The sequence below is a fragment of the Amycolatopsis sp. NPDC051102 genome, assembly GCF_040682815.1.
Classification (GTDB): Bacteria; Actinomycetota; Actinomycetes; order Mycobacteriales; family Pseudonocardiaceae; genus Amycolatopsis.
The window spans coordinates 119,542-144,136 of sequence record NZ_JBFBBT010000023.1 but is presented as its reverse complement, the minus strand read 5'-3'; the positions used below and the strand labels follow the sequence as shown (position 1 = coordinate 144,136).

The 24,595-nt window shown below is 70.1% G+C and carries 22 protein-coding genes; 9 read left to right on the top strand and 13 right to left on the bottom strand.

The genetic code is table 11. The annotated features are described in order from the left end of the window. Positions 1 to 120: 120 nt before the first annotated feature. Together AB0M93_RS40535 and AB0M93_RS40530 are read right to left on the bottom strand one after the other, a co-directional pair. Entirely contained in the window at positions 121 to 1,581 is a 1,461-nt protein-coding gene (locus AB0M93_RS40535) for a catalase (RefSeq protein WP_364284741.1), read from the bottom strand. A 22-nt stretch (positions 1,582 to 1,603) separates the two neighbouring features. Then, a complete protein-coding gene (locus tag AB0M93_RS40530; RefSeq protein ID WP_364284739.1) occupies positions 1,604 to 2,386 on the bottom strand; it encodes an aquaporin in 783 nt (260 codons plus the stop codon). 259 nt (positions 2,387 to 2,645) lie between these two features. Here AB0M93_RS40530 and AB0M93_RS40525 point away from each other — a divergent pair, with 259 nt between their 5' ends. Beyond that, positions 2,646 to 3,461, top strand: a complete 816-nt coding sequence (locus AB0M93_RS40525; RefSeq protein ID WP_364284737.1) for a serine/threonine-protein kinase — start codon at positions 2,646 to 2,648, stop codon at positions 3,459 to 3,461. Positions 3,462 to 3,515: 54 nt separating this feature from the next. On the opposite strand, the gene AB0M93_RS40520 is transcribed toward AB0M93_RS40525, so the two are convergent. The 6 genes from AB0M93_RS40520 to AB0M93_RS40495 all read right to left on the bottom strand — a co-directional run bounded on the left by AB0M93_RS40520 (position 3,516) and on the right by AB0M93_RS40495 (position 10,768). Next, complete coding sequence (locus AB0M93_RS40520; protein WP_364284735.1) at positions 3,516 to 5,126, bottom strand: amidohydrolase; 1,611 nt, start codon at positions 5,124 to 5,126, stop codon at positions 3,516 to 3,518. Positions 5,127 to 5,156: 30 nt separating this feature from the next. Next, the gene (locus AB0M93_RS40515; RefSeq protein ID WP_364284733.1) at positions 5,157 to 6,128 is read right to left on the bottom strand and encodes an MBL fold metallo-hydrolase; all 972 of its coding nucleotides are present in this window, start codon (positions 6,126 to 6,128) and stop codon (positions 5,157 to 5,159) included. A gap of 11 nt (positions 6,129 to 6,139) precedes the next feature. Next, positions 6,140 to 7,123: a zinc-binding alcohol dehydrogenase family protein gene (locus AB0M93_RS40510; RefSeq protein ID WP_364284731.1), complete on the bottom strand. Its 984-nt coding sequence runs from the start codon at positions 7,121 to 7,123 to the stop codon at positions 6,140 to 6,142. A 27-nt stretch (positions 7,124 to 7,150) separates the two neighbouring features. Further along, a complete protein-coding gene (locus tag AB0M93_RS40505; protein ID WP_364284729.1) occupies positions 7,151 to 8,014 on the bottom strand; it encodes a dioxygenase in 864 nt (287 codons plus the stop codon). Positions 8,015 to 8,172: 158 nt separating this feature from the next. Then, on the bottom strand, positions 8,173 to 9,330 hold the full coding sequence (locus tag AB0M93_RS40500; RefSeq protein ID WP_364284727.1) for a glycosyltransferase: 1,158 nt from the start codon (positions 9,328 to 9,330) through the stop codon (positions 8,173 to 8,175). Positions 9,331 to 10,141: 811 nt separating this feature from the next. Beyond that, positions 10,142 to 10,768, bottom strand: a complete 627-nt coding sequence (locus tag AB0M93_RS40495; protein WP_364284725.1) for a DUF998 domain-containing protein — start codon at positions 10,766 to 10,768, stop codon at positions 10,142 to 10,144. A 150-nt stretch (positions 10,769 to 10,918) separates the two neighbouring features. On the opposite strand from AB0M93_RS40495, the gene AB0M93_RS40490 reads away from it, so the two are divergent. The 3 genes from AB0M93_RS40490 to AB0M93_RS40480 are packed head-to-tail and all read left to right on the top strand — an operon-like array spanning position 10,919 to position 12,995. Next, positions 10,919 to 11,611 carry a response regulator transcription factor gene (locus AB0M93_RS40490; protein ID WP_364284746.1) on the top strand — a complete coding sequence of 231 codons (693 nt, stop codon included), beginning with the start codon at positions 10,919 to 10,921 and terminating at the stop codon, positions 11,609 to 11,611. Continuing rightward, positions 11,608 to 12,813: a histidine kinase dimerization/phospho-acceptor domain-containing protein gene (locus AB0M93_RS40485; RefSeq protein WP_364284723.1), complete on the top strand. Its 1,206-nt coding sequence runs from the start codon at positions 11,608 to 11,610 to the stop codon at positions 12,811 to 12,813. Before AB0M93_RS40490 ends, AB0M93_RS40485 begins: the two co-directional genes overlap by 4 nt. A 20-nt stretch (positions 12,814 to 12,833) precedes the next feature. Further along, positions 12,834 to 12,995, top strand: a complete 162-nt coding sequence (locus AB0M93_RS40480; protein ID WP_364284721.1) for a hypothetical protein — start codon at positions 12,834 to 12,836, stop codon at positions 12,993 to 12,995. 297 nt (positions 12,996 to 13,292) lie between these two features. Here AB0M93_RS40480 and AB0M93_RS40475 read toward each other — a convergent pair whose 3' ends face one another. From AB0M93_RS40475 to AB0M93_RS40455, 5 genes are all read right to left on the bottom strand, one after another. Beyond that, complete coding sequence (locus tag AB0M93_RS40475; RefSeq protein WP_364284719.1) at positions 13,293 to 14,168, bottom strand: hypothetical protein; 876 nt, start codon at positions 14,166 to 14,168, stop codon at positions 13,293 to 13,295. A 176-nt stretch (positions 14,169 to 14,344) separates the two neighbouring features. After that, a complete protein-coding gene (locus AB0M93_RS40470) occupies positions 14,345 to 15,394 on the bottom strand; it encodes a site-specific integrase (RefSeq protein WP_364284717.1) in 1,050 nt (349 codons plus the stop codon). Next, positions 15,391 to 15,933 carry a hypothetical protein gene (locus AB0M93_RS40465; RefSeq protein ID WP_364284715.1) on the bottom strand — a complete coding sequence of 181 codons (543 nt, stop codon included), beginning with the start codon at positions 15,931 to 15,933 and terminating at the stop codon, positions 15,391 to 15,393. Before AB0M93_RS40465 ends, AB0M93_RS40470 begins: the two co-directional genes overlap by 4 nt. Next, positions 15,930 to 16,769, bottom strand: a complete 840-nt coding sequence (locus tag AB0M93_RS40460) for a DNA methyltransferase (protein WP_364284713.1) — start codon at positions 16,767 to 16,769, stop codon at positions 15,930 to 15,932. Before AB0M93_RS40460 ends, AB0M93_RS40465 begins: the two co-directional genes overlap by 4 nt. Positions 16,770 to 16,804: 35 nt before the next feature. Then, entirely contained in the window at positions 16,805 to 17,746 is a 942-nt protein-coding gene (locus AB0M93_RS40455) for a hypothetical protein (RefSeq protein WP_364284711.1), read from the bottom strand. 390 nt (positions 17,747 to 18,136) lie between these two features. On the opposite strand from AB0M93_RS40455, the gene AB0M93_RS40450 reads away from it, so the two are divergent. The 5 genes from AB0M93_RS40450 (at position 18,137) to AB0M93_RS40430 (ending at position 24,543) form a co-directional block, all read left to right on the top strand. Further along, positions 18,137 to 19,102, top strand: a complete 966-nt coding sequence (locus AB0M93_RS40450; protein WP_364284709.1) for a hypothetical protein — start codon at positions 18,137 to 18,139, stop codon at positions 19,100 to 19,102. Between the two features lie 119 nt (positions 19,103 to 19,221). After that, positions 19,222 to 19,563: a pilin gene (locus AB0M93_RS40445; RefSeq protein ID WP_364284707.1), complete on the top strand. Its 342-nt coding sequence runs from the start codon at positions 19,222 to 19,224 to the stop codon at positions 19,561 to 19,563. A 2-nt stretch (positions 19,564 to 19,565) separates the two neighbouring features. Further along, positions 19,566 to 21,599 (top strand): hypothetical protein, encoded by a 2,034-nt coding sequence (locus tag AB0M93_RS40440; protein WP_364284705.1) that lies wholly within the window; start codon positions 19,566 to 19,568, stop codon positions 21,597 to 21,599. Beyond that, entirely contained in the window at positions 21,596 to 22,735 is a 1,140-nt protein-coding gene (locus AB0M93_RS40435; protein ID WP_364284703.1) for a PrgI family mobile element protein, read from the top strand. Before AB0M93_RS40440 ends, AB0M93_RS40435 begins: the two co-directional genes overlap by 4 nt. Continuing rightward, positions 22,732 to 24,543, top strand: coding sequence for a DUF87 domain-containing protein (locus AB0M93_RS40430; RefSeq protein ID WP_364284701.1), 1,812 nt, complete (start codon positions 22,732 to 22,734; stop codon positions 24,541 to 24,543). The genes AB0M93_RS40435 and AB0M93_RS40430 overlap by 4 nt, the downstream gene beginning before the upstream one ends. Positions 24,544 to 24,595 lie beyond the last annotated feature (52 nt).

The window sequence follows — 24,595 nt, the reverse complement described above, 5'->3', positions numbered from 1 at the left end:
GTGGGGGGTGTGTTTGGGGGGGGGCGCCCCCCCCGGGGGGGGGCGTCGTGCGGTGGGGGGGGCTGTTTTCCTCGGGGGGGGGGGGCGCGCCGCGCCCCCCCCCCCCCCTCGACCGGCTACTTAGGACTGTCCGGCTCGGACGCCCTTCTCGATCCGCTGGCCGAGTTCGTCGTCGACGTTGCGCCAGTACTCGAACGCGCGCTGCAGCACCGGCTCGGTGACGCCGTCCAGCAGGTGGCCGACGACGTTGGAGACCAGCCGGTCGCGTTCCGCGTCGTCCATCACGACGCGGACCAGCGTGCCGGCCTGGCCCCAGTCGTCGTCCTCGGCGTGCAGGGTCTGCGCCGCGTGGACCATGTCGCCGTCGGAATACCACCCCGCGGGCTCGCCGTAGCGGGCGACGTCGGCTTGCGGGCCGCCCTTGGAGTTCGGCGCGTACACCGGGTCGGACACCTTGCGGTACCGCATCGCGCCGTCTTTGCTGTAGCTGTTCACCGGCGCGATGGGCTGGTTCACCGGCAGCTGGTTGTAGTTCGCGCCGATCCGCGCCCGGTGGGCGTCGGGGTAGGAGAACATCCTGCCCAGCAACATCTTGTCGGGAGACGGGCCGATCCCCGGCACGAGGTTGCTCGGCTCGACGGCCAGCTGTTCGATCTCGGAGTGGTAGTCCGTCGGGTTGCGGTCCAGCGTCAGCCGGCCGGCCTCGAGGAGCGGATAGTCCGCGTGCGGCCACACCTTGGTCATGTCGAACGGGTTGAACCGGTAGGTGGCGGCATCTTCGTAGGGCATGATCTGCATCTTCAGCGTCCACGACGGGAACTCGCCGCGGCCGATCGCCTCGTACAGGTCGCGGGTGTGATAGTCCCCGTCGGAGGAGGCCAGCGCGTCGGCCTCGCCCTGGGTGAGGCACTCGACGCCCTGGTCGCTGATGAAGTGGTACTTCACCCAGTACTTCTCGCCCTGCGCGTTGACCCACATGTAGGTGTGGGAGCTGTAGCCGTTCATGTGCCGCCAGGATCGCGGGATCCCGCGGTCGCCCATCAGCCACGTCACCTGGTGCGCCGACTCCGGCGACAGCGTCCAGAAGTCCCACTGCATGTCGTGGTCGCGCAGGTTGTTGTCGGCGCGGCGTTTCTGCGACCGGATGAAGTGCTGGAACTTCATCGGATCCCGCAGGAAGAAGACCGGGGTGTCGTTGCCGACCATGTCGTAGTTGCCCTCGGTCGTGTAGAACTTGATCGCGAAACCGCGGGGGTCGCGCCACGTGTCGGGGCTGCCCCGCTCCCCCGCCACGGTCGAGAACCTGATCACCAGCTCCGTCTTGGCGCCGGGCTGGAAGACGGCCGCTTTCGTGAACGGGCTGACGTCGTGCGTCACCTCGAACCGGCCGAACGCGCCGCCGCCCTTCGCGTGCGGCTGCCGCTCCGGCACGCGCTCGCGGTTGAACTGGGCCATCTGCTCGATGACGTAGTGGTCGTGCAACAGGATCGGGCCGTCCGGACCGACCGTGAGCGAGTGGTCGTCGCTCTCGACCGGGATGCCGGCATCCGTCGTCGTCGGTTTGGGCTGGGTGTCGGTCATGCTGGTGCCTCCTGGGCCGGGGTTACTTGTCGTCGGGGTTGAGCACGCGGAACACGAGGCCCGCGGCGGCGCCCGCGACGAGCTGTGCCACCACGTAGAACCAGAACGTCGTCCACGCGAAGAGGCCGACGGCGGTGGTGCCGAGCGCGACGGCGGGGTTGAACACGCCGCCCGAGATCCCCCCGACCGCGAACGCGCCCGCCGCGACAGTGAAACCGATCGCCAGGCCGAAGAACGCGTTGCCCGGCTGGTCCTTGCTCGTGGCGACATTGAGCACCACGTAGCACAGGGCGAAGGTGAACAGCAGTTCCGAGAGGCTGGCCGCGGTGAGCGCGTGCCCGGCCAGGTGCGGTACCGGCGCTGTCAGCGGGTCGACGATCGCGCGGGCGGCGAACCCGGCGACCAGGCCCGCGACGAGCTGCGCGACCCAGTACCCGGCGGCCTGTCCCCACCCGATCCGCCCGCGCACCAGCGCCGCCATCGTGACGGCCGGATTGTAGTGCCCGCCCGAGATGTGCCCTCCCGCATAGATCATGACCATCAGCACCGCACCCGCTGCGAGGGGCGTGAACGCGCTGTGGCTGAGCACACTGGCGGCGACCGTGAACACGAGGAAGAACGCGCCGATCGCCTCGACGGCGTATTTCCGGCCCGCGACGGCCCAAGGTAACGAGGACATCGCCGGCAGGCCGGATTGGCGCGTGATAACGTCCGCCATCTGCTTTCTCCTTGCTGCGGGAATATCGGTGACGTTTCCCAAGAATCGCGCGTACGCGACGGCGTCGTCATCGTCGCCAGCGGCCATCTCTCGCCCCCGGCTGCCGGGACGGCCGAGTACCTGCTAGCTGCACCGGGCCCCGGGCTACCGGCCAGCAGGAACCGGCCGATTCCAGCCAACCCCCGCGAACGACGGCCGCTGGCGGCGATGCCCGTTCCGCACCCGCGCGCAACGCTGATCCCGGTTCACCGGCGAGTTCCGGCCCTGCGAAAGCGAGACAGCGATGAGCACGCGGCACCCCACCCTTGACGAACCGCACACGACGGTTGGGGCACACCGAGCCGGTGTGCCCCAACCGTCGGAGCGCGCCGGGCGCCTCGTGGCGGGCCGTTACCGCCTTGAGGCGTTGCTGGGCCGCGGCGGCATGGGCCGGGTGTGGCTCGCCGACGACGAGGTGCTGCGCCGGTCCGTCGCGCTCAAGCAGATCATCCTGAGCGGCCTGCATACCGCGACGATGCGTGCGGAGGCATGGGACTGCGCCTTCCGTGAGGCACGCGCGGCCGCGCAGGTCGCCCACACCGGCGCCGTCGGCATCCACGACGTCATCGAGGACGGCTCGTGCCCGTGGATCGTCATGGAACCGTTGTCCGGCCGAACTCTGCGCGAAGCGCTGCTCGCCGAAGGACCGTTGCCGGTCGACGAGGTGACAAGAATCGGCCTGGCTCTGCTCGACGTGCTGCAGGCGACGCACGACGCGGGCCTCGTGCACCTCGACGTCAAGCCGGGCAACGTCCACCTCTGCGACGATGCACGCGTGGTCCTCACCGACTTCGGCATCGCATGCGCCATCGACGACGTCCCCTCGGCCGGCACGCTCGCCGGGAGCCCGGCCTACGTCGCCCCGGAACGAGTGGACAGCGGGGAGTTCGGGCCGGCCGCCGACCTCTACTCACTCGGCGCGACGTTGTTCGCGGCGGTCGAGGGCCGGCCGCCCTTCGACCGGGGCTCCGCGCACGCCACGTTCACCGCCGTCGTCACCGATGCGCCCGCTCCGTTCGAGCACGCGGGCAAGCTGCGCCCGGTCATCGAAGGACTCCTCGCCAAGGACCCCGGCAGGCGGCTCAGCGCCGACCAGGCCCGTGCCGCGCTGCGCGCCGCATAGGCGCCCTGCACCGGCCGGTGACCTGGTTCCCAGTCTTTGCAAGCGGTCTCGTCTTCAGACGGGCACCGCGCCGGTCGAGTGAACGACCTCGCCCGCCACCACCGTGAGTTCGGAGCGGATCAGCGGGATCCGGTCCTCGGGAACGGCGAAGTAGTCCTCGCTGAGGACCGCGAAATCCGCGTACGCGCCGGGCACCAGCCGTCCCCGGGTCGTCTCCTCGAAGCTGAGCCACGCGCTGCCCGCGGTGTAGCAGTCCAGCGCCTGCTTCCTCGACATCCGGTGCTCGGCCGCACGTCGGGCGATTCCGTCCGCGGACCTGCCGGTGACGAGCCACCACAGCGCGAGCCACGGGTTGTGCGAGCAGGCTCGGGTGGCGTCGGTGCCGGCCGCGAGCGGGACCCCGGCGGCGAGCAGGTCGGCGATGGGCGGGACCGCGGCCATGGACCCGGCGCCCCAGGCCTGCTCGGTCACCTCGGCTTTGAACACGTGGTGGTCGTCGAGCACCAAGCCGGCGCCGAGGGCCTTCAGCCGCTTCAGGTTCCGCGCGCTGATGCGGTCGCCGTGCGAGAGGGTGAACCGCAGCCCGCACAAGGGGATCCGCTCGTTCACGGCCTCCCAGCAGGTGAGGATCCGGTCGATGGATTCGTCGAGCACGGCGTGGATGTTCACCGGCCAGCCGCGTTCGGCGGCGTGGCAGCAGATCCGGTACAGCTCGTCGATCGCTGCGTCGGAGATGGCGAACTCTTCCAGGCCTTCGAAGTCGTGACAGCCGAAGTGCACCACCTCTCCGATGCCCAGGAACCCCAGCATCGGATCGCCGAACCGGGACGGGGTGTGGCGCATCCAGTCCACGAGCTGGGCGTACTCCTGCCCTGGGTCGGTCGCGGACAGGAAGAGCCGCATCCGCATCGAGAGTCCGCCCTCGCGCCAAAGCGCGAACAGCGGCTCGTACCGCTGGGGCAGCATGCCGAAGCCGCCGGCGTCGACGATCCCGGTCAGGCCGAGCGAGTGCAGGTCGGCGAACATCGTGGCGGTGGACCGGCGTTCCTCCTCGGGCGTGGCCGGCGGCACCGCGGACAGGACGTGGTTGAACGCACCCATGCCGAAAACCCGGCCGGTCGGCTCGCCGGTCACCGGATCGCGTTCGAAGCGGCCACCGGGCGGATCGGCGCTCGCGGCGTCGATCCCGGCCGCGCGCAGCGCCGCCGAGTTGAGCACCGCGACCTCGTACAGCGCCTGCACGTACACCGGGTGCTCGGTCGTGACGGCGTCCAGCTCGGCCTGGGTGGGCTCGCGTGATTCGGGGAACTGGCAAGGGTGCCAGCCCCCGACGACGCGGATCCAGTCCTCCGGCTCGGCCCGCCGGGCCGCCGCCCGGATCGCGGCGAGCCCGGCCCGCAGGTCGGGCAGATCCGTCCAGCGGAGCTCACGCGCCCAGCTCGCACCGCCGCGCACGGCGTGCATGTGCCCGTCGATCAAGCCGGGGACCAGACGCCGGCCGCCCAGGTCGATCTCTTCGGCACCCGCCCCGGCCAGTTCGCGGATCTCGGCGTCGGTACCGCAGGCCATGACGTGGCCGTCACACACGGCCAGCGCGGTCGGTTCGGGCCCGGCGGCCCGATGGGCGTGCGGCCAGACGAGGCCGTTGACGAAAATCCTGGTCATCGCGGTCCCCTCGGGTCCGGTCGGGGATGGTTACCGCCAGGTGCGCGTGCCGGGCGGGACATCGCCGACGGTCAGCACCGTGCCCGCCGTGACGATCTCGAAGGCGTCCGGGAGCAGCTCCGCGACGGCCTTCTTCAGCGGGAACCCGCTGCAATGCATGGGCGCGACCAGTTTCGGCTCGTACGCGGCGAGGGCTTTCGCTGTGTTGTCGATCCGGTGGGCGCTGATCCCCGGGTGTCCGGTGTGGAACCCGCCGAGGACACCGTAGAGCGTGTCGGTGCCCGTGATGCTCCGCATGTGGTCGACCGAGCTGACCACGCCGCGGTGCCCGCACGGGTCGATGACGATCAGGCCGTGGCCCTCGACGTCGATGCCGAGCACCTGGTGGTCGTTGATGTCGTCGGCTTCGACGTGGCCGTCCGCGTGGACGCACAGGCGTCCGGCCGGTGCTTCCCGCTCGAACTCGGCGCTGGTCTTCATCTCGCCGGAAGTGAGCAGGCCCGGTCCGAGCGGCACCGGGTCCCGCGCCTCCATGAGGTGCCCGCCAGCGGCCCGGATGCCTTCGCGGGTCAGGCCGATGTTGATCATCGGGAGCGTGGTGTGCGGCTTGACGATCATCCGCGGGTCGAACGCGTCGGGGTGTGCGAGGACCGGTGTGGGGTGGCCGATCGCCTCGAGCACACCGTTGATGCCGCCGAAGTGATCGGGGTGGCCGTGGCTGAGCACCACCGCGTCGACCTCGCTCAGGTCGACCCCGAGGTGCCGCGCGTTGTGCAGCACCACCGGCGCCGTCAGCCCGGCGTCGAAAAGGATCTTCGTGGAACCGTTCTCGGTGAACGTCTCCGCGAGGAAGCACAAGCCGTTCTCGGCGAGCAGTTCGCCGTAGCGGGAGCTGAAGTGCTGGTCCATGTTGTACCGGCGCACCCGGGGGCTGGAGGGCAGCAGGATGTCGATGAAGTTCTCGTCGAGGACGGTGATGCGGGCGCCGGTGCAGCGCGTCATGGTCTCGCCTTTCAGGTAAGGGGTTCCGGGATGATGACGACGCGGCCGGGAACCTGGTCCGCCACGGCGGAATACGCCTTCGGGCCGTCCTCGAGGCCGAACCGGTGCGCGACCGGCAGCGGCCGGAACTCGCCGCGCTCGAAGTACGGGGTGAGCAGGGTCAGCCGCTCGGCGGACTCGGTGAGGTCGAGCTTGCGGCTGTCGGCGCCGAGCAGCCGCGCCTCCCGGTGGTAGAAGTCCGGCAGGTTGATCTCCACCGTCGGGGTGCCGACCGCGCTGATCACCACCAGCCTGCCGCGCTGGGCCAGTGCCGCGAGCGCCGCCGCGGTGGTGACGCCGCCGACCGCGTCGTAGACGACCTCGGCGCCCCGGCCGCCGCTGTGCTTCAGCAGCGTGTCGGCGACTTCCGCCGGATCGGTGAAGGGCACGAACTCGTCCACGATTTCGGCCGCGGGAGTGCCTTCGGCCGGGGCGATTCGGTCGACACCGAGCACCCGGGCGCCGCGTGCGCGGGCGATCTGGGCGACCGCGCCGCCGACCCCGCCGGCGACCCCGAAGACCACGACGGTCTCGCCCTGGCCCAGCTGCGCGACCTCGACGGCGCCGAGCCAGCCGATCACGAAGTTGACCCCGACCGCGGACGCCTCCTCGAAGCTCAGCCGCTCGGGCTTGCGAACCAGCGCCCCGACCGGGACACGGAGGTACTCCGCGTGCGAGCCGTCGAAGGTGAAGCCGACGTCGCCGCCGGTGCCCCACACTTCGGCACCACGCCACTCCGGCGGGCCGTCGACGACGGTCCCGGCGAAGTCCCGGCCCGGCACCCGGGGCAGCACGGTGTCCTCCATGCGGCCGGCGACGTTCTTCAGGTCGGACGGATTGACCGAGGCGGACCGGACGGCGACCACGGCCGTGCCGTCGGTCGCGACGGGATCTGGCACCTCGGCGACTCGCAGGACATCAGGACCGCCGAACCGGTCGAAACGGAGCGCACGCACACGACTGTCCTTTCTGGACGATGAAGCTCAGGTGAGGGTGAAGGTCCACTCGACGGTCTGGAACGGCTCGGTCATGGGGGTCCCGTCCGCCGCGATTTCGCCGGCGTCGTGCTGGACGAAGTCGGCGACCAGCGAGCGCTTGACCCCGAACACCGCGTCGCGCTCCAGGTACGGGTCCCCGCGCCGGAACAACATGGTGACCAGCGGTTCGTGGCCCGGCGCGTGGAACCGGAAGTGGACGTGCTCGGGCCGCATCGGTGAGCGGCCCGCCGCACGGAGGATCTCGCCGCAGGGGCCGTCGGTGGGCACCGGGTAGTACCGCGGGACGATCGAGCGGAACGAGAACCGGCCGTCGCGATCGGTGCACAGCAAGGCTCGCATCGCCGGTTCGCCGTGCAGTTTGTCCGCCTGCTGGACGTCGTAGAAGCCCTCGCTGTCGCTGTGCCAGGTGTCCACGTCCGCTCCGGCGATCGGCCGGCCGGCGGCGTCGACGACCGTGCCGCTGAAGAACAACGGCATGCCGGCGACACCGCCGGAGATGTCGGAGCCGTTCTCCGCGCGCGGCCTGCCCTCGACGTAGAACGGCCCGAGGAGGGTGGAATCGGTGGCCGGGCCGGTGCCGTGGTTGATCTGGTCGACCAGCACGCTCAGCCCCAGGATGTCCGACAGCAGGACGAACTCCTGGCGCGTCGGGCTGCTGATCCGGCCGATCCGCTCCAGGAAGTCCACGGCGGTGAACCATTCCTCGCTGGTCAACCGGACCTCACGGGTGAAGTCGTGCAGGTGCTGCACGAGTTTCAGGAAGATCTCGCGCATCCGGTCGTCGGCGGCGCCGTCGAAGGTCTTCTGCACCTCGGCGGTGATCGTTTCCTCGGTCAGGTCGATCGACATCGTTCGACTCCCTTCGTTCCAGCCGTACGACGAGCATCGCTTCGGGAAATTCGGCTTTCCTGTCGAATCCGTCAATTCCGGCTGATACCGCGCGGCCGGCCACCCGGTCCGGTCCGGGTGGTCCGGCGCGGCACCGGCGAACGGTGACCGATCGGTGATCACGACGCGAGCAGCCGACGTGCCGCAGCCGGCCCGGCCGATTCCAGATAGACGTCTTCGAAGGCGTCCAGGGTGCCGGCGAGGTCGTGGCGGGCCACGGCTTGCCGGCCGGCCTGGCCCATCACCGCCCGCGTGACGCCATTGCCGAGCCACCTGAGCGCCGCGGCCAGCCGTTCGACGTCGCCGGGCGGGTACAGGAACCCGTTGACGCCGCTGCGGACCAGGTGCGGCAGGGCCATCGCGTCGGCGGCGACCACGGGCAGCCCCGCGGCCATCGCCTCCATCGTCGCGAGGCTCTGCAGCTCGGCCGTACCCGGCATGCAGAAGACGTCGGCCTCCCGATACGCCCGCACCAGGTCCTCGTCGCCGACGAAGCCGTGGAACCGGACGCGCCCGGTCACACCGAGGCGCTCGGCCTCGTCCGCCAGCGCCTTCCGGCACGAGCCGTTGCCGACGATCTCCGCCCGGGCCGTCGGCACCGCGGCCACCGCGCGGAGCAGTTCGCCGACGTTCTTTTCCCGATCCAGCCGCCCGACGAACAGCACGGAGATGTCCGTGCCGCCGACAGTCCGGCGTGTCATGTAGTGCGCGAGGTCGATACCGCAGGAGATCGCCCGGGCGTTGCCGAGAAAACCCTTTTCGGCCAACAGTTCCACCGCGCGAGGGGTCGGCGCGGTGACCACTTTCGCCTGGTGGTAGACACGAACCAGATCACGCCAGGCCGCGGCCGCAACCCACGACCGCACCCGGTCCGGGGCCGGCACGAAGCCGAGCAGGTTCTCCGGCATGAAGTGGTTGGTGGCGATCACCGGGACGGCCCGCTCGACCGCGGCCCAGACCACCGACCGACCCACCGCGAAGTGGGACTGCACGTGCACCACGTCCGGCCGGAGCCGGCCGAGCAGCGCTCCGGCCACCCGTGCGGCCTGCCGGGGAGTGCTGAACCGGAACGTCGGGTGAAAGGGGGTCCGCCGGGATTTCACCCGGTGGACGGTGAGGACACCGTCGGCCGTGGTTCCCGGGGTGGCGGAGTCGGCGGGGCAGAGCACGTGCACGTCGTGTCCGCGGGCCGCGAGGCCGCGGGCCAGCCGGTCGGTGAAGTGCGCGGCCCCGTTGACGTCCGGGGGGAAGGTGTCCGCGGCGAGCAGGATGCGCATGTCGGGTTCCTTTCGGGGGCACGCGGATCGGGGATCGACCGCGCCAGGACGAGCACGCCGGCGATCGCGAGCCCGGCGAAGCCTGCTTGCGCGACCGCCGAAGCGGGGGTGGTGTGTGCGGCCTCGCCGTAACGGGTCAGGCCGATCACGACCGCCGTGAACGGGTCGATCACCGTGGTGACGGCGATGACCACGGCCGGTGGCCCGGCGGCGTAGGCCTGCTGGACCAGCCAGCCGCCGGCCGCGATCAGCAGCAGTGACTCGGCGGCGAGGCTCAAGCCGGTCACCGCGGCCAGGTCGCGGGTGGCGGCCCTGATCAGGGCCGAGCCCGTGCCGAACAGCACGGCCGCCGCCGCGGCCAGGCCGAAGCACCGCGCCCGCCCGTGGATCGACAGGGCCGCAGCGGCAACGGCGATCGCCACCGGCGCGAAGAACCAGGTCGCACCGGGCTGCGATATCCCGCCCGAGGCGACGCCGGACCGCGCCGCCAGCACGACGAACCCGGCAACGCCCAGGCAGACGCCGACGACCGCGGGCCGGAACCGCCCGGTGACGACGACCAGGCCGAGCACGCCGATCGGCTGCACGACCACGAGCGGCGCGAGCGACAGCGCAACGACGTGCAGCGTGCCGCCGACGACCGCGAGCCCGGCGCCGGCCAGCCAGCGGCGGGTCCGCAGCACGCGGCCCAGCGAGCGGACGCTGAGCGATTCCCCCGGGTTTCCCGACCGGACCGCGCCGTGCTGCAACCGCGCCGAACCGGCGAAACAGCACGCTCCGAGCGCCGCGAGGAGGATCGCCACCAGCGTCGTCATCGGGACGGCTGCCGCACGGTGAGCGCCAGCACGACCACCAGGGCGAGCTCCGCGGCGAGCGCGAGGCGTTCCAGCAGGCCGGCCGGCAGCGACGGGGCGAACTGGGAGACCCCGAACGCGGCCGCCGTGACCACCCCGGCCGCCGCGGACCACCGGATCCGCGGCGCCGCCCGGTTCCACCGAGGGTTCCCGCGCAGCGACCGGGCCAGCAGCCAGCAGGCCGTCGGCAGGCAGGTGAAGTACACCGCGCCGCCGAACCAATGCAGGTCCCCCGGCACCGTCGGGTCGAACGCGAACCGGTTGGCGGGGAACACCGCGACCAGCGCCAGCCCGGCGCACCACAGTCCGAAAAGGACCCGGACGGCGCGTCCGCGCGGCAGGTTCGCGTGGCCCATCGCGGCGATCACCGCCAGCCCGCCCGAGATCAGCAGGAGCACAGCCGCGACGAACAACGGTGCGCCCGCGCCGTGGAACTCGTAGTCACTCACCGGATCCCAGACTGGATCGACCTGGCCGCCAAGCGCCGTGGTGAGATAGCCGACCACGACGACGGCCGCGGCCACCAACGCGATGGCCAGTCTGCTGAAGACCTCGGCCCGCGGGCTCCGGAGGATTGTGGTCACTCCTCCACGGTCCTGCGCCGACCGCCTCCTGTCGTCGACGCCAGCGGCCATCCGCCCTACCGGCTGGCCGCCATTCCCGCTTCCGGTCACCTCTCCCGGGTCGGCCGGATGACCTCGACCGTGTGCCGCCACTGCGCGCGCACGGGCATGATGGCGGCCATGCCGCACCGCGTCCTGCTCGCCGACGACGACCGCGCGATCCGTGAGTCGCTGGTCAGAGCGCTCGACCTCGAGGGCTACCACGTCACCGAGGTGACCGACGGCGTCAGCGCGCTCGCCACCGCCCGGCGGGACGCCTTCGATGTGCTGATCCTCGACGTGATGATGCCCGGTGTCGACGGCCTCGGCGTCTGCCGGGTGCTGCGCGCCGAAGGCGATCCCACGCCGATCCTCATGCTGACCGCCCGCGTCGAGACGCCCGACCGGGTGGCCGGGCTGGACGCCGGGGCCGACGACTACCTGCCCAAGCCGTTCGAACTGGACGAGCTACTGGCCCGGCTGCGAGCCCTGCTGCGCCGCACGTCACCCGAGCCGGACGCGCGCCGCACGCTGCGGCTGGACGAGCTCGCGGTCGACCCGGCCGCCCGTCGGGTGTGGTGGCGAGGCACGGAGATCACCCTGTCGAAGACGGAGTTCGACCTGCTGGAGCTGCTGGTCCGCAACGCCGGGATCGTGCTCGACCGCACCACGATCTACCAGCGGATCTGGGGCTACGAGTTCGGCGCGGACTCCAAGAACCTCGCCGTCTACATCGGATACCTGCGGCGCAAGCTGGAGCAGGCCGGGGCCACCGACCTGATCCACACCGTCCGCGGGGTGGGTTATTCGGTGCGGCCGGCATGAATCTCCGCAGCAAGCTCGCGATCGCGTTCGCCGGGGTCGGCGCGGCGGCGGCGATCCTGGTCGGCGTGTTCAGCTACCAGGCCGCCTCGCAGCGGATCAACGCGGAACTCGACCGGTCCCTGCTGACGACATCGGCCGAAGTCGCGGCCGGCGCGACGCAGATACTCGCCCCGAGCCCGGTCACCCGCGGCCCCGATGACGACGACCACGACGAAGCCCAGCCCATGGTCGCCCAGACCATCGCCCCGGACGGCACCGTCCGCCCCATCGGTGGGCGGCCGGTCCGCCTCGCCGTCGACGACGCCGACCGGGCGCTCGCCGCGACCGGCGCCCTCGGCGACCACCGCTACCAGGACTTCAGCGCCGGGCGCGACGACTACCGCGTGATCACCGTGGCGCTCGGGCCCGGCCGCGGCGCCGTCCAGCTCGCCATCGACGTCGACGAATCCCGGCACGTCCTGAAGGGACTGGCCACCCGCATCACCGGCGTCAGCGCGCTGGTGCTGTTCGTCGCGGCGCTGGCCGGCTGGCTGCTGGCCCGCCAGATCACCCGCCGGCTGGTTCGGCTCACCGACGTGACCGAACAGGTCAGCGACGGCCGCCTCGACGACGTCACGGTGCCCACCGGCGGCCACGACGAAGTCGGCCGGCTCGCGATCTCCTTCGACCGGATGCTCGGCAGGCTCGCCGACGCCCGCGCCGACCAGGACCGCCTGGTCCAGGACGCCGCCCACGAGCTGCGGACGCCGCTGACCAGCCTGCGCACCAACGCCAGCGTCCTGCGCCGGTTCGCCGAGCTCACGCCCGAATCGCGGGCCCGCCTGCTGGTCGACGTCGACGGGGAAACCCGCGAGCTGACCCACCTCGTCGACGAGCTGGTCGAACTGGCCACCCGCCGCTACGAAGCCGAGGAGCCGACCCCGGTGGAGCTGGGCGAGATCGCCGACCGCGCCGTCGAGCGCGTGCGGCGGCGGTCGGGGCGCGCCATCACCGTCGAGACCGACGCGTCCGCGCTGACCGGCCAGGCGAAGGCACTCGAGCGCGCGGTGACGAACCTGCTGGAGAACGCCGTCAAGTTCGCGCCCGACGGCCCGATCGAAGCCGTCGTGCGCGACGGCCGCGTGGAGGTCCTCGACCGCGGGCCCGGCCTCGGCGACGACGCGCCCCGGGTGTTCGACCGCTTGCCCTGGACGCGAACATGAGCGCACAGGCTCTCGGCGTCATGACCACAGTCGCCGGCAGGCACGACACAGTCCTGCTGATGATCGGCCACGGCGAGGCCACGCTCGCCGCCACTGACCGGAGGGTCACCGTCGTCGAAGGCCAGCTCAGCCAGTTATGCGATTACTCCGCAGATCCGGTCCTACATCTACCGCGCCGTTGAGTAGGTCGTTATACGGCCTAGCCCCGACGACACCTCAGCTGCGCTGATCGGGCGAACGCTCCCGAGCACGCCGTCATATACCTACGACAGGTGCATCCGTTCAGCGTGATTCCACCTCGACCGCCCTCAAGATCGGCGCCGTCCTTACCGGAACCCTCGAACTTGCCACCCGGTGGATCAACACCGCCAAACGCTGCCGCGCTTCTTCCCCACCTGGGCACACTGGCGGACTGCGGTTCGCGTTCTGCTGCCGAATCTCGACCACTCGGCATCAAGACCGTGTCGTCACAGACAAACCTATCGCCTGTCAGCAGCGTCGGACCTGACACGGTGGAGAACGAATCCGATGCCGACATCCTCGACACACCACTCGGCCTCGGCTGCCGTCAGCCTGTCGGGTCCCTGCCGTAGCACAGCCTTCAGCTGCTCTAGGTTGCCACATCGACCAGGTCGTCCGTCCGGATCCGGGTAGCCACGAACTTGCCAATGGTCGTGCTTCGGATCGGCGAGCACGACGTCCAGCGCATCGACGAGTTCGAGCCAGTCCTGTCCGAGCCACCATCTCTCGTAGTGCGCGGCTTTGGCCTTGAGGTACAAAGCAGCGCGAAGGCCGTGCTGCTCGGTCACATCGGCGAGATAGTCGAGGTTCGCGGCAATGTGGTCGTCGAGCTCCTCGAACAGTTCGCTTGCTGCTTCCCGCACGGTGTACCCGCCTGGCAGCACCCGGCGCGTCATGGCGGTGTACAACGGACCCAGCATCGAGTCGGCAAGCAAGTCAGCGTCAGAGAACTCGTCCAAGAAGTCGCACTCGTCCAGATGCAGCTCACCGTCACCGAGGGACGACTCACTCGAAGTTCCGGACGTACCCGCCGGAGGAACGTCAACGTCGAAGATGGCATGGAAGAAATCTTGGAGAGATTCGCGAACCAGCCGAGTGGTGGCGGCGTTCGTGCGCATCATCTCGCCGTCGGTCAGCGGCGACGACGGGTCGGCATGGACGTCTTCCAACGGGCTGTTGCGCCAAGCGTGCTTGACGATGCCCACGGCCGCGAGGTCGAGCAGTTCCGCCAGGTTGCCCACCGCCGGCGGCTCCTCCATCACCCACTCGACGAACTCCTGCATCGTCGGCCGCTTGTATGGCGTCTCCGCTACTTCGGCTTTCGTTTCGTCCACTCGACCTCGTTTCTCGACCTTCGGCTCCAGCAGCGTACGCCAATCGTTCGGCCGCCCTTGGCAATCGGTCAGCCGGCGGACGAGGTCATTGCTTCGCTGCACCGCAAGCGAGAAACGACAGCAACACGTACGTCGGTGACAAATGATCGAGTCCGCAGGTGATCGAGTCGCCGAATCTACGCGGCCCGGTGATATTGCCGCGCGCTGGCCAGGTCTCGCTGGCGCCGTGCTGCGAGCGGGTGGGGCTCGCCCGTCATGGCGGCTAGAGCATCGGCGACTTCGTGGAGATCGGCCCGGACGTAGGTCGTCGTGGTACCGGCGTCGCTCTTGCCGGTATGCCCCGCATACTCCCGCGCGACCCCGTACCCGAAGTTCCGCTCGACCCAGGTCAGGGTCGTGTGCCGCAGCCAGTGCGTGGTGACCCCCTGCCTCGCGACCCACGGCAGGTGCTTGCCCAAGCGCGTCCACAAGTAGTCGTAGCGCCGGGCAGTGATCGGCTGGCCAGTGCGATACCTCAAGAGCTGGTCACCGGAGGTCGCGCCACGCTCGTCAACGTGCAAGAGGAGGTGACGCATCAGCGTGGGAGACACCGGTTGCCACCGCACTGTCTCGCCCTTCTCACGCAACCGAACGAGACACTGCTCGGCGTCCAGGTCGTCGGGACACAGGGCGAGTGCCCCACCACGGCGGCACGCTGTCTCGGTGTGCAGCCGCAGAATGAGCAGGTCGAGTTCCGGGTCGTTTCCGGTTGCCGCGGCGACGTCGTTGATCTCGGCGAGCCGATCGTTCGGCAAGGCTCGTCGGGTGCTGGCCAGCCGTCGAGGCTTGGGAACGCGTGTCGCAGGGTTGTCCGTCTCGGCGATCAGCTGATCGGCAACAGCGTGCCGGTACATGCACCGGAGTGCAGCGATCAAATGCTCGGCCGCGCTTCGTCCGCCGCGTGAGTTCTTCCGGATGACAACGCGAGCCTTGACCTCTTCGGCAAGCTGCCGGATCTCCAGCGGCGTCGGCTCGTCGATTCGCCGATCACCCCAAACCTCGACGACGCGTTCCCAGTACGAGCCGTAGGCCCGACGAGTACCTGCGGGGACGGCATGGGCGACCTGCGAAATGTAGTCGCGGATGGTCGGCAAAGGACCACTGTGGCGGCCCACCGCAAGCAGTTGCTCGGGAGTGACACCCAGGCTCGCGAGGACGAGCCGAGCAGCTTCGACGTCGGCGCTCATCGTGGGATCCGGCTCCCGACTCGAAGCGCTTCGTGATACGCGAGCAACATCGCATCAAGAGCAGAATCGGTGTACACCGCCAGCACGTCGCATGTCGGAAAGGCGGCGACGAGGACGCGACAGCCGGGCTCAAGTCGACACAGGTGCCGGATACGCGCGGGGAGCCGAACATGCCCCTGGCCGGTGATGGTGTCCGGGCCGTCGCAGCGCCGGATGATGATCATTTCACCTTTGACGGTGCCGATGGAGACTCGCGACAGCGGCGGCCAACCGAGGACGCGCAACGGTGATCGATCGGCCAGACGCCCGCGGCTGTCGACGGCCGTCACCGCGTAGCACGCCGTGGTGTGGGGTGCGCGGTCGACGAGCACAGCAACCGGCAACCTCGGCGATGGTGCGGCCGCCGGCGCCTGGGACGGATCGCCGGTCTTGGGTTCGACGCCACGTCTGCCCAACGGTGTTCGAACTCCGTCAGCGAGCTGCTCAAGCGCGGTGAACGACCGGCCGTCAGGTGTGGTGCGCCGCAGTTGCGCGGTCATGCTGATCGCCTCCAGCCGGGGTTCTCGACGCCGTGGGCAGCTGGCTGGAGGGCCTCCGCGGCGGCCAGCTCGGCGTCGTGGGCGAGCTGGAAGACGAGCACTTCGAGATGAGCGACCACCGCATTCGGGATGCCGGTGAAGTGTGCTCGGGCTGCGGCGCGGCGTTCAGCGAGTGAGGCGCGGGTGACGAGGCGGCTGCCGCGCAGTTCGGCCGTCAGAGCGATGCACCGCTCGACCGGCACCAGACCGACCGACGCGCCGCCCGCAATGAGCGGCGTAACCAGATCGGCCAGGGAACCGTCGACGCGCCGGCGGGGGCGCGCAACGACGGCGACGTATCCGCCGGAACACAGCAGCGGTTCACAATGCAGCAGCGTCACGGTGAGCTCGGCGGTGGCAGCCTCGACAGCCTCCGCGGTCGTGAGATCCGGCATCGTGCGCAGGCTCGTCAAGACGAGTCCAACACGCCCGAGCAGCCCAGCGGCCCGGACGGTCGTGAGTACCTTCGGGCGAGCATCGAGGACCGAACCGTCGGGCCAGGCGCCCGCGGCTTTGGCGGCAGTGACGTTGGCACGAGCGAGCTTCCACCAGCGGCCGCGAGGAGCCAGCCCGAGTGCATGCCGTCCGGCGCGCAGCGCTTCTGCGAGCACGGTCCCGGCGCCGCAGTCGGGGTCGAGTACGAGGTCGCCGGGACGCGTGTACGCGGCGATCGCGTGGGCGGCGACTTGCGGCGGAATCCGCTCGGCGTCGGTCTCGGTGCCCGGCACGCAACCGGCGTCGCGAAGCTGCGCGAGCGGGTCGCGCTGGCCGGTCGGCCAGACCGACAGCTGCATCATCCGCGGCCTCGTCCCGGGCGGCGTATGGCGTTCATTCATCGGAGGTCTCCCCCGCCGTCGATCGCGGTCGTCGGCTCGGGCTGGCGGGTGAAGACCAGGAGGTCATCATGTACGGCGAGATGCCGGGCCGGTGCCGCCGAGGCCGGTTCGGCCATGGTCGATACGGCGAGCGTGCCGTCGCGCACGGGGATGCGCAGCAAGGCGATGCGATCGTGGTAACGCAGTCCCGCGCGGTGCGCGGCGCGCAGGAGCGAACCGGCGGGATCCGTCAGCCGGCCTGACTCGCGGTGACCATGTGTAATTACTACGAGGGTGCCGGTGGAGGTGAGCAGATCGGCCCAGTCCGCCGGACGAAACCAGTCCAGAGCGCGTGGTTCGACCGCGGTGATGACCAAGTCGTAGCGGTCCGGACCGGGGGTCGACGAAGTCGGCTCCGGTCGGGCGCCGCGGTGCACCGACAGCCCCGCGAGCTCGTCGGTGGCCGCACTGAGGGCGAACGCTTCGGGGTCAGCTTCGGACTCGTTCAACACGTCGCCGAACTGTCCGTCGACCGGCCCGGGGTCCGCGACAGCGGTCTGCGTCTGTACGCCTCGGCCGAGCCGAACCACGGTCCACCCTGCCTCGTGCAACCCGGCATATGGTCCGGGCAGAAGCCCGGCGGAGACGCCTCGAGTCTGCCGCGAGGTCGACGGTGCCAAGTAATGCGCGGGTTCAAGGAGGAGCACCCGCTGGCCGGGCCGGGTGTAGGTCGTGACGACCTTGATGATCGCGGTGAGCAGCCAGCCGGCGAGCAGTCCGGTGCCTGCGAGGAGGTCGTCCTGAGCGCACGGCCAGACGGTGCTCGGCCGTGGCGGGCGACGGTGGCCCAGGTTGGCCCGGCGCTTGGTCCGCCGCCGCGGAAGCGAGATCGGAATGGTCGGCGGGTCGGCCGCGCCGTGCTTGTTCGAGCTAGATTCATCGTCGTGTGACGGGGTCATCGCGGGTTCTCCTCCAAGCGGTGCCGCCAAGCGTTCTGACACCCCTCAACTCCGCATTTCGATCCCGTTTTGGACATGCGCCATCGCGCTTCTTTTCGCATGTGAACGCATGTCGATCGATGCCGGCGGAAGCCGCCCAACGAGCTACTGACGCCGTACTAGCGGGCGACTATAACGCCACGTCAGACGCGTAACGCGACCCCGTGGATTCTTCAACTCCAAGCGAGGTGTCGATCTCGTCGTTCGCGCTGGTCAGGACTGGATAGTAGGCCGCTAGTAGCTGACGAAAAACTTGTCAAAGCCCCCTAGCAGCGAACTGGTATTTCCGTGGTACGAGGCCTGGCTTCATGACGTCGTTCTTGTTCGCATCGACGCCGTGGGAGTCACGACATGGCCACACGAATCGCCTTTCACCGCCGTCGCAGCGAGGCGGCACCGAACTCCTTGGATATCGCCCGCGACACGTTCACCTTGCTGGTGACAGGCCCGCATCCGCTCTCGCTGAACTGCCGCTTGTTCGCCGGTCTTCCGGACGAGCAGATCCCGTTGGACGAGGTCCGCGACCGGCTGCTGGCGCGCCGGTGCCCGCAGACGACGCGGGATGCGGTCTGGGCGCACCTGGTGCTGCGCTCCCGGACCGAAGGAGCGACCTGGACCGTCGCCGCGGTCGGCGTCGCACTGCCCGCGCTGACCTCCGTCGCGACCATCCTGTCCAACCGGTTCGCCGGCGATCCGGCCGACGTCCACGCCGAAGTCCTGCGCGGCTTCCTCGCAGCGTTGCCGATCATCGACCTGCGTCCACCACGGATCATGCTGCGACTGCGATGGGCCGCATACCGGTCCGGCTACGACGCGCTCACCGAGGCTCTGGCAAGCCCGACTCCGGTCGCGCCGAGCTTCCGATCCACACCCCCACACGCGCCGTCGGGGCACCCGGATCTCGTCCTCGCCCGTGCCGTCGCCGACGGAATCCTGACCCCGACCGAAGCCACATTGATCGGCGCAACCCGGCTGGAAGAGGTCTCGGTCGCGGACTGGGCCGCGCGACACCAGACCGGCGAATGGGCGGTCTACAAGGCACGCAAACGCGCCGAGCTCCGGCTCGCCGCGTACCTGCGCGACGGGGCTGCCGAGTCTGACCCGACCGACCCGCTGACCGACCAGGTCACCACCTCATTGGCGCTGGCACGCCCCGCCACACCTGCCCACCGCCAACGGGAGTCGTCACCCTCCGTGTCAGCCCAAGACACCGAAACGGATCCGAGCCACGTGTCCAAAGGACACCCGAAATCCGGAGTTCAGAGCTGCGGGACACACCCGCACTCAGTTCCTTCGGAGGTGTCCCGATGCTCTTGATCGATCGCTGCTTGACCACTGCGAGCGGGACAAGGCACGCCGGCACCGGCGGCAATCCGGCGCCGCCGACGCTGAGCTCGCCTGACGAGAACGTCGACAGCACGCCGCGGAAAGCTCCGATGACACTCTTGCTCCGAGGGCAGCTCGCGCTGCTCGTCGAGCTGCTGGCGCTTCTGCTGCTGGCATCGGCCCCGGTGGCGCGGGCCGACACGATGGTCGTCGCGCTGGCCGGCTCTGTCACCGCGGTCCTGGACAACGTCCGCAACTGGATCATGGGCATCCTCGCCGGCTTGGCGACCGTGTTCCTGACCATCGGCGGCGTCCGCTATGTGCTGGGCGGCGGCGACCCCGGCGAGATCGAGAAGGCGAAGACGGCCTTCAAGTCCGCGGGGTGGGGCTACGGCCTCGCCGCGCTCGCGCCGCTGGTCGTGGAGATCCTCAAAGGGATCGTGGGGGCCTGACGATGGCCGTCAGCACCCCGCCCGCAGTTCGCCGGTCCGGCGGCCCGGTTGTAACTGGCGCCGCCACGGACCGAGCGGTCCTCTCCCCGGCTTCCGCCGACCTACCACCGGTTGGTCGGCCGCGGCGCGGCCGCGGGGGCTGGGTGCTGGCGCTCAGCATCGTCGTGCTCTTGGTCGGCCTCCTCGCGGTGGGCGCCTGGGCCTCACCCGCCGCTCCTCAGCAGCCTCCACCACCAGTGCCGATCCCCACGGCGGATCCGTGCACGCCTGATTCGCCGCTGCCGGTCTGCCACGCGCTGACACCAACCGCAACGAAGCCACTGTCCACCGCGCCGCTGCCCCCTCCGACAGCGCTACCCGCGCCGACAACGTGCAGCTTCCCCGGCCAGCTCGGCTGCACCTCGTCCGCCCCGACCACGACGCCGAGCAAGCCGTGCACGGGCGAGGACTGCATTCCGCAGCCGACTCCGCCGGCACCGAGCACGAACCCGCAGCAGCCGGGCACCGGCAGCGGCGACAGCGACACGGACTGCGGCATCACCGACGTCGGCGCGTGCATCACCGAGGCCATCAACTCGGCGTTCCGCAATGTCGTCGACGACGCGCTGGATCCGATCCTCGAGCTGATCGGCCACACCGCGCTGTCCACGCCGACGATCAGCGACCTGCCCGGCATCGGCGAGCTGTGGAACAGCTCCTGGGAGATCGTGGTCGCCGCCTACGGACTGCTCATCCTGCTCGGCGGCATCCTGCTGATGGGCCACGAGACCGTCCAGACGCGCTACTCGATCAAGGAGATCGGGCCGCGGATCCCGATCGCGTTCATCGCCTCGGCGCTCTCGCTCTTCTTCGCCGACAAGCTCATCCGGCTGGCCAACGGCCTGACCCTGGGTGTCCTCGGAGACGGAGTCAACCCGCCCTCGCTGGGCAACACCCTCCAGGAGGCCGTCCAAGGCATCCAGACCGGTGGGCTGTTCATCATCTTGGTCGCGCTTGTGCTGGTGGTACTCGGTCTCGGTCTCCTGGTCGTCTACGTCGTCCGGATCGTCATCACCCTCGTCCTGATCATCAGCGCGCCGTTCTTCCTGATGTGCCACGGGCTGCCACACACCGAACCGCTGGCGCACTGGTGGTGGAAGGCGATCACCGTGACGACAGGCGTCCAGTTCGCCCAGGCGTTGGTGCTGATCACCGCGGTACGCACGTTCCTGTCCGGCGGCGTGCACCTGTTCGGCTCGACGCTGTCCGCGCTCGGCACGCTGATCGCCGCGATCGCCTTGTTCTTCGTCCTGTTCAAGATCCCGTTCTGGATGCTGAAGGCCGTCAAGGTCGGCTCCGGCCGTTCCTTCATCGGAGGTTTGGCTCGCGCGTACATCGCGGCGAAAACCTTCGGCATGGTCGCCGGCAAGACCGGCGCGTTCGGCAAGGCCGGTGCCGCAGGCTCCGCGAAAAGCGGTGGCACCGGTGGCCGCCCGGCGGACCCGCCGTGGCCTGCTCAGCCGCGTTTCGCTCCGAGCCCGGAGGTGGTCAACCAGCGGCTCCAGGCGGCCCACGACGCCGAGCGCGCTCGTGCGGCCCGCCGGTCGCGACTGCCGTCGCAAGCGCCGCAGTTACTGCAGCCCACGCCGCAGGCCACCAGCCACGACCCCGCCGTCACCCCGGTCAATCAGGGACCGACCATGCCCGAGTACAGCGCCGCACCCATCTCCACCACACCTGCGCAACGCCGCGAACCGCGGCCGGTGCCGGCACCGCAATTCCAACCAGCGGGAGCCCCACGTCGACGCGGCGCAACCCCGCGGCCGGCGCGTCCGATCCGCAGCGCCTCGGTGCCGCCACAACTGCAGTTCCGGCCGGCCACGCCACCCGCACCGCAACCATCGCCAGGCCCGATGCCGACCTCGGCGCCCTCCGCACCGGTGTTTCAACAAGCGCGGCCGGAGCCCCGCATCGGAGATGCCTACCGGCGCACCCACTCCGTTCCGCCACCGGTGTTCCGCGCACCGAAACCCGAGCCAGGAGGTGAAGGGAAATGAGCCAGCCAGTCAGGATTCCCGCCGACGTCGACCGCGAGGACCGGGTGATCGGTCCGCTGACCGTGCGGCAGCTGCTCATCCTCGCCGTCACCGGGATCGTGCTCTACGGGTCATACACACTCACCCGCGCATTCGTCCCGCTGGCGGTGTTCCTCGTCGTCGCCATCCCGGTCGGAGTAACCGCTGCGTTCCTCGCGCTGGGTCAGCGTGACGGCATCAGTCTGGACCGTTTGGTGCTGGCCGCGCTGCGGCAGCGGGTGAGCCCGCAGCACCGGGTCGCCGCGCCGGAAGGCATCCGGCCGGCGCCGGAATGGCTTGGCGACACCGCGGAGGTCTCGCCGGCCGCGCTGCAGCTGCCCGCCGAAGCGGTCACCGACACCGGCGTCGTCGACCTCGGCAAGGACGGCATCGTCGTGGTCGCGGTCTGCTCCACGATCAACTTCAGCCTGCGCACGCCGGCCGAGCAGGAGTCGCTCGTCGCCTCGTTCGGGCGATATCTGCACTCGCTCACCGCGCCGGTTCAGGTGCTGGTACGCACCGAGCGGCTCGACCTGTCCAGGCAGATCTCCGAGCTCCGCGAACAGGCCGATGGACTGCCGCACCCGGCGCTGGAACGGGCGGCGCGGGAGCACGCCGAGTACCTCGACCAGCTCGGCCGCGCCACCGACCTGCTGCGCCGACAGGTCCTGCTGATCCTGCGCGAACCGCTGCTCAGCATCCGCCCGACCAACGGGCTCGGCGGCGCCTCGCCGCTGGCCGCGCTGGCAGCGCGACGCAAGGCTGCCAAGCAGGCCGACATGGTCGACGACGCCTCCCGGCGAGCCGCCGAGGCACGCCTGGTGCGCCGGCTCGGCGAGGCGGTCGAGCTGCTCTCCCCATCGGGGATCGTGGTCACCCCGCTGGACGCCGGCCAGGCCACCGCGGTGCTTGCCGCGGCGTGCAATCCCGACAGCTTGATCCCACCCAACTCCGGCCTGGCCGGCTCGGACGACGTCATCACCACCGCCCCGGACGACGGCTGGGACGACACCGCCTTCGGGCGCACCGCATTCGCCGCCGAGGACGTCGGCTCCACATGGGACGAGGCGGAAGACCCTGACGACTACGACAACGCTGCCGGGAGGTACGGCCGATGAAAGCCAAGCAACCTCCGCCCGGACGGGCCGGCGCATTCACCCCCGACGCCATCTCGGTCCGCCCGCGCGCACTCGAAGTCGGCGGCGAATGGGTCGCTTCGTTCGCCGTGACCGGCTACCCGCGCGAGGTGCACCCCGGGTGGCTGCAGCCGCTGCTGACCTATCCCGGACGCGTCGACGTTTCGCTGCACATCGAGCCGATCGACCCCGTGACCGCGGCAAACCGGCTCAAGAAGCAGCTGTCCAAGCTCGAAAGCGGCCGCCGGCACACCAGCGACAAAGGACGGCTGATCGACCCCCAAGTCGAAGCGGCCACCGAGGACGCCTACGACCTCTCCGCCCGGGTCGCCCGCGGCGAAGGCAAGCTCTACCGGCTCGGCCTCTACCTCACCGTGCACGCCGCGACCGAAGAAGCGCTCGGCGACGAGGTCGCCTCGATCCGATCGCTGGCAGCGTCACTCCTGCTGGACTGCAAGCCCACCACCTACCGGAGCCTGCAGGGCTGGATCACCAGCCTCCCGATGGGTCTGGACCTGGTCGGGATGCGCCGCACCTTCGATACGAGCGCATTGTCGGCGGCGTTCCCGTTCACCTCACCGGACCTGCCGCCGCCCGACCCGACCTCGGTCGGCGCACCGAGCGGAGTGCTCTACGGCTTCAACGTCGGCAGCCAAGGACTTGTCCACCACGACCGGTTCGTCCTCGACAACCACAACAGCGTGATCCTCGGCCGGTCCGGCGCCGGCAAGTCGTACCTGGTGAAGCTCGAGCTCCTGCGCAGCCTGTACCGCGGCATCGAAATCCACGTCATCGACCCGGAAGATGAGTACGCCCGGCTGGCCGCCGCGGTCGGCGGCACCTACGTCCACCTCGGCGCCGAGCACGTCCGGCTCAACCCGCTCGACTTGCCGATCCACACCCGCCCGGACGGGCGCCGCACCGCACCCCGCGACGCCCTGATCCGCCGGTCGCTGTTCCTGCACACCGTCATCTCGGTCCTGCTCGGCAACGAACTCGCCTCGGCCGAGCGAGCAGCGCTGGACCGGGCAATCATGGCGACGTACCAGCACGTCGGGATCACCTCGGATCCGCGGACCTGGACCCGGCCGGCGCCGCTGCTGGCCGACCTGGCCAAGGCCCTCACCGAGATCGACGATCCGGCTGGGGCCGAGCTCGCCGCGCGGCTGCACCCCTACATCACCGGCGCGTTCTCCGGCCTGTTCTCCGGGCCGACCACCACCCGCCCACAAGGTCACCTGGTCGTGTTCTCACTGCGCGACCTCGCCGACGAACTCAAGCCGATCGGCACCCTGCTGACCCTCGACGCGGTGTGGCGGCAGGTCTCCAACCCGGCTATCCGCAAACCCCGGCTGGTCGTGGTCGACGAAGCCTGGCTGCTCATGAAAGAGCCCGCGGGCGCGGAGTTCCTGTTCCGGATGGCCAAAGCCAGCCGGAAACACTGGGCCGGCCTGACCGTGGCCACCCAGGACACCGCGGACGTCCTGGGCTCGGACCTGGGCAAGGCGGTCGTCGCGAACGCAGCCACCCAGATCCTGCTGCGGCAAGCCTCGCAGACGATCGACGAGATCACCCGCGCATTCGACCTCTCCATGGGGGAACGCCAGTTCCTTCTGTCCGCCGACCGCGGCCAAGGACTGCTCAGCACCGGCACCCAGCGAGTGGCGTTCCAGTCCATCGCCTCACCCGTCGAGCACCACCTGGTGACGTCGAACCCCGCGGAGATCGCGGAGTACGCCGACGCCTCGCCGGATGTCGACAGCACCTTCGTCGAACTCGACGCCGCCTGACCAACCACGTCACTTCCAAGGGGACGCCCATGCCTACGACTGCCCGCTTGCT

Bases quoted from the DNA above. Each gene is read 5' to 3' on its own strand.
- AB0M93_RS40535 (WP_364284741.1), bottom strand. From the start codon at position 1,581: ATGACCGACACCCAGCCCAAACCGACGACGACGGATGCCGGCATCCCG.
- AB0M93_RS40530 (WP_364284739.1), bottom strand. From the start codon at position 2,386: ATGGCCGCTGGCGACGATGACGACGCCGTCGCGTACGCGCGATTCTTG.
- AB0M93_RS40520 (WP_364284735.1), bottom strand. From the start codon at position 5,126: ATGACCAGGATTTTCGTCAACGGCCTCGTCTGGCCGCACGCCCATCGG.
- AB0M93_RS40515 (WP_364284733.1), bottom strand. From the start codon at position 6,128: ATGACGCGCTGCACCGGCGCCCGCATCACCGTCCTCGACGAGAACTTC.
- AB0M93_RS40505 (WP_364284729.1), bottom strand. From the start codon at position 8,014: ATGTCGATCGACCTGACCGAGGAAACGATCACCGCCGAGGTGCAGAAG.
- AB0M93_RS40500 (WP_364284727.1), bottom strand. From the start codon at position 9,330: ATGCGCATCCTGCTCGCCGCGGACACCTTCCCCCCGGACGTCAACGGG.
- AB0M93_RS40490 (WP_364284746.1), top strand. From the start codon at position 10,919: ATGGCGGCCATGCCGCACCGCGTCCTGCTCGCCGACGACGACCGCGCG.
- AB0M93_RS40485 (WP_364284723.1), top strand. From the start codon at position 11,608: ATGAATCTCCGCAGCAAGCTCGCGATCGCGTTCGCCGGGGTCGGCGCG.
- AB0M93_RS40480 (WP_364284721.1), top strand. From the start codon at position 12,834: ATGACCACAGTCGCCGGCAGGCACGACACAGTCCTGCTGATGATCGGC.
- AB0M93_RS40470 (WP_364284717.1), bottom strand. From the start codon at position 15,394: ATGAGCGCCGACGTCGAAGCTGCTCGGCTCGTCCTCGCGAGCCTGGGT.
- AB0M93_RS40465 (WP_364284715.1), bottom strand. From the start codon at position 15,933: ATGACCGCGCAACTGCGGCGCACCACACCTGACGGCCGGTCGTTCACC.
- AB0M93_RS40460 (WP_364284713.1), bottom strand. From the start codon at position 16,769: ATGATGCAGCTGTCGGTCTGGCCGACCGGCCAGCGCGACCCGCTCGCG.
- AB0M93_RS40455 (WP_364284711.1), bottom strand. From the start codon at position 17,746: ATGACCCCGTCACACGACGATGAATCTAGCTCGAACAAGCACGGCGCG.
- AB0M93_RS40450 (WP_364284709.1), top strand. From the start codon at position 18,137: ATGGCCACACGAATCGCCTTTCACCGCCGTCGCAGCGAGGCGGCACCG.
- AB0M93_RS40445 (WP_364284707.1), top strand. From the start codon at position 19,222: ATGACACTCTTGCTCCGAGGGCAGCTCGCGCTGCTCGTCGAGCTGCTG.
- AB0M93_RS40440 (WP_364284705.1), top strand. From the start codon at position 19,566: ATGGCCGTCAGCACCCCGCCCGCAGTTCGCCGGTCCGGCGGCCCGGTT.
- AB0M93_RS40435 (WP_364284703.1), top strand. From the start codon at position 21,596: ATGAGCCAGCCAGTCAGGATTCCCGCCGACGTCGACCGCGAGGACCGG.
- AB0M93_RS40430 (WP_364284701.1), top strand. From the start codon at position 22,732: ATGAAAGCCAAGCAACCTCCGCCCGGACGGGCCGGCGCATTCACCCCC.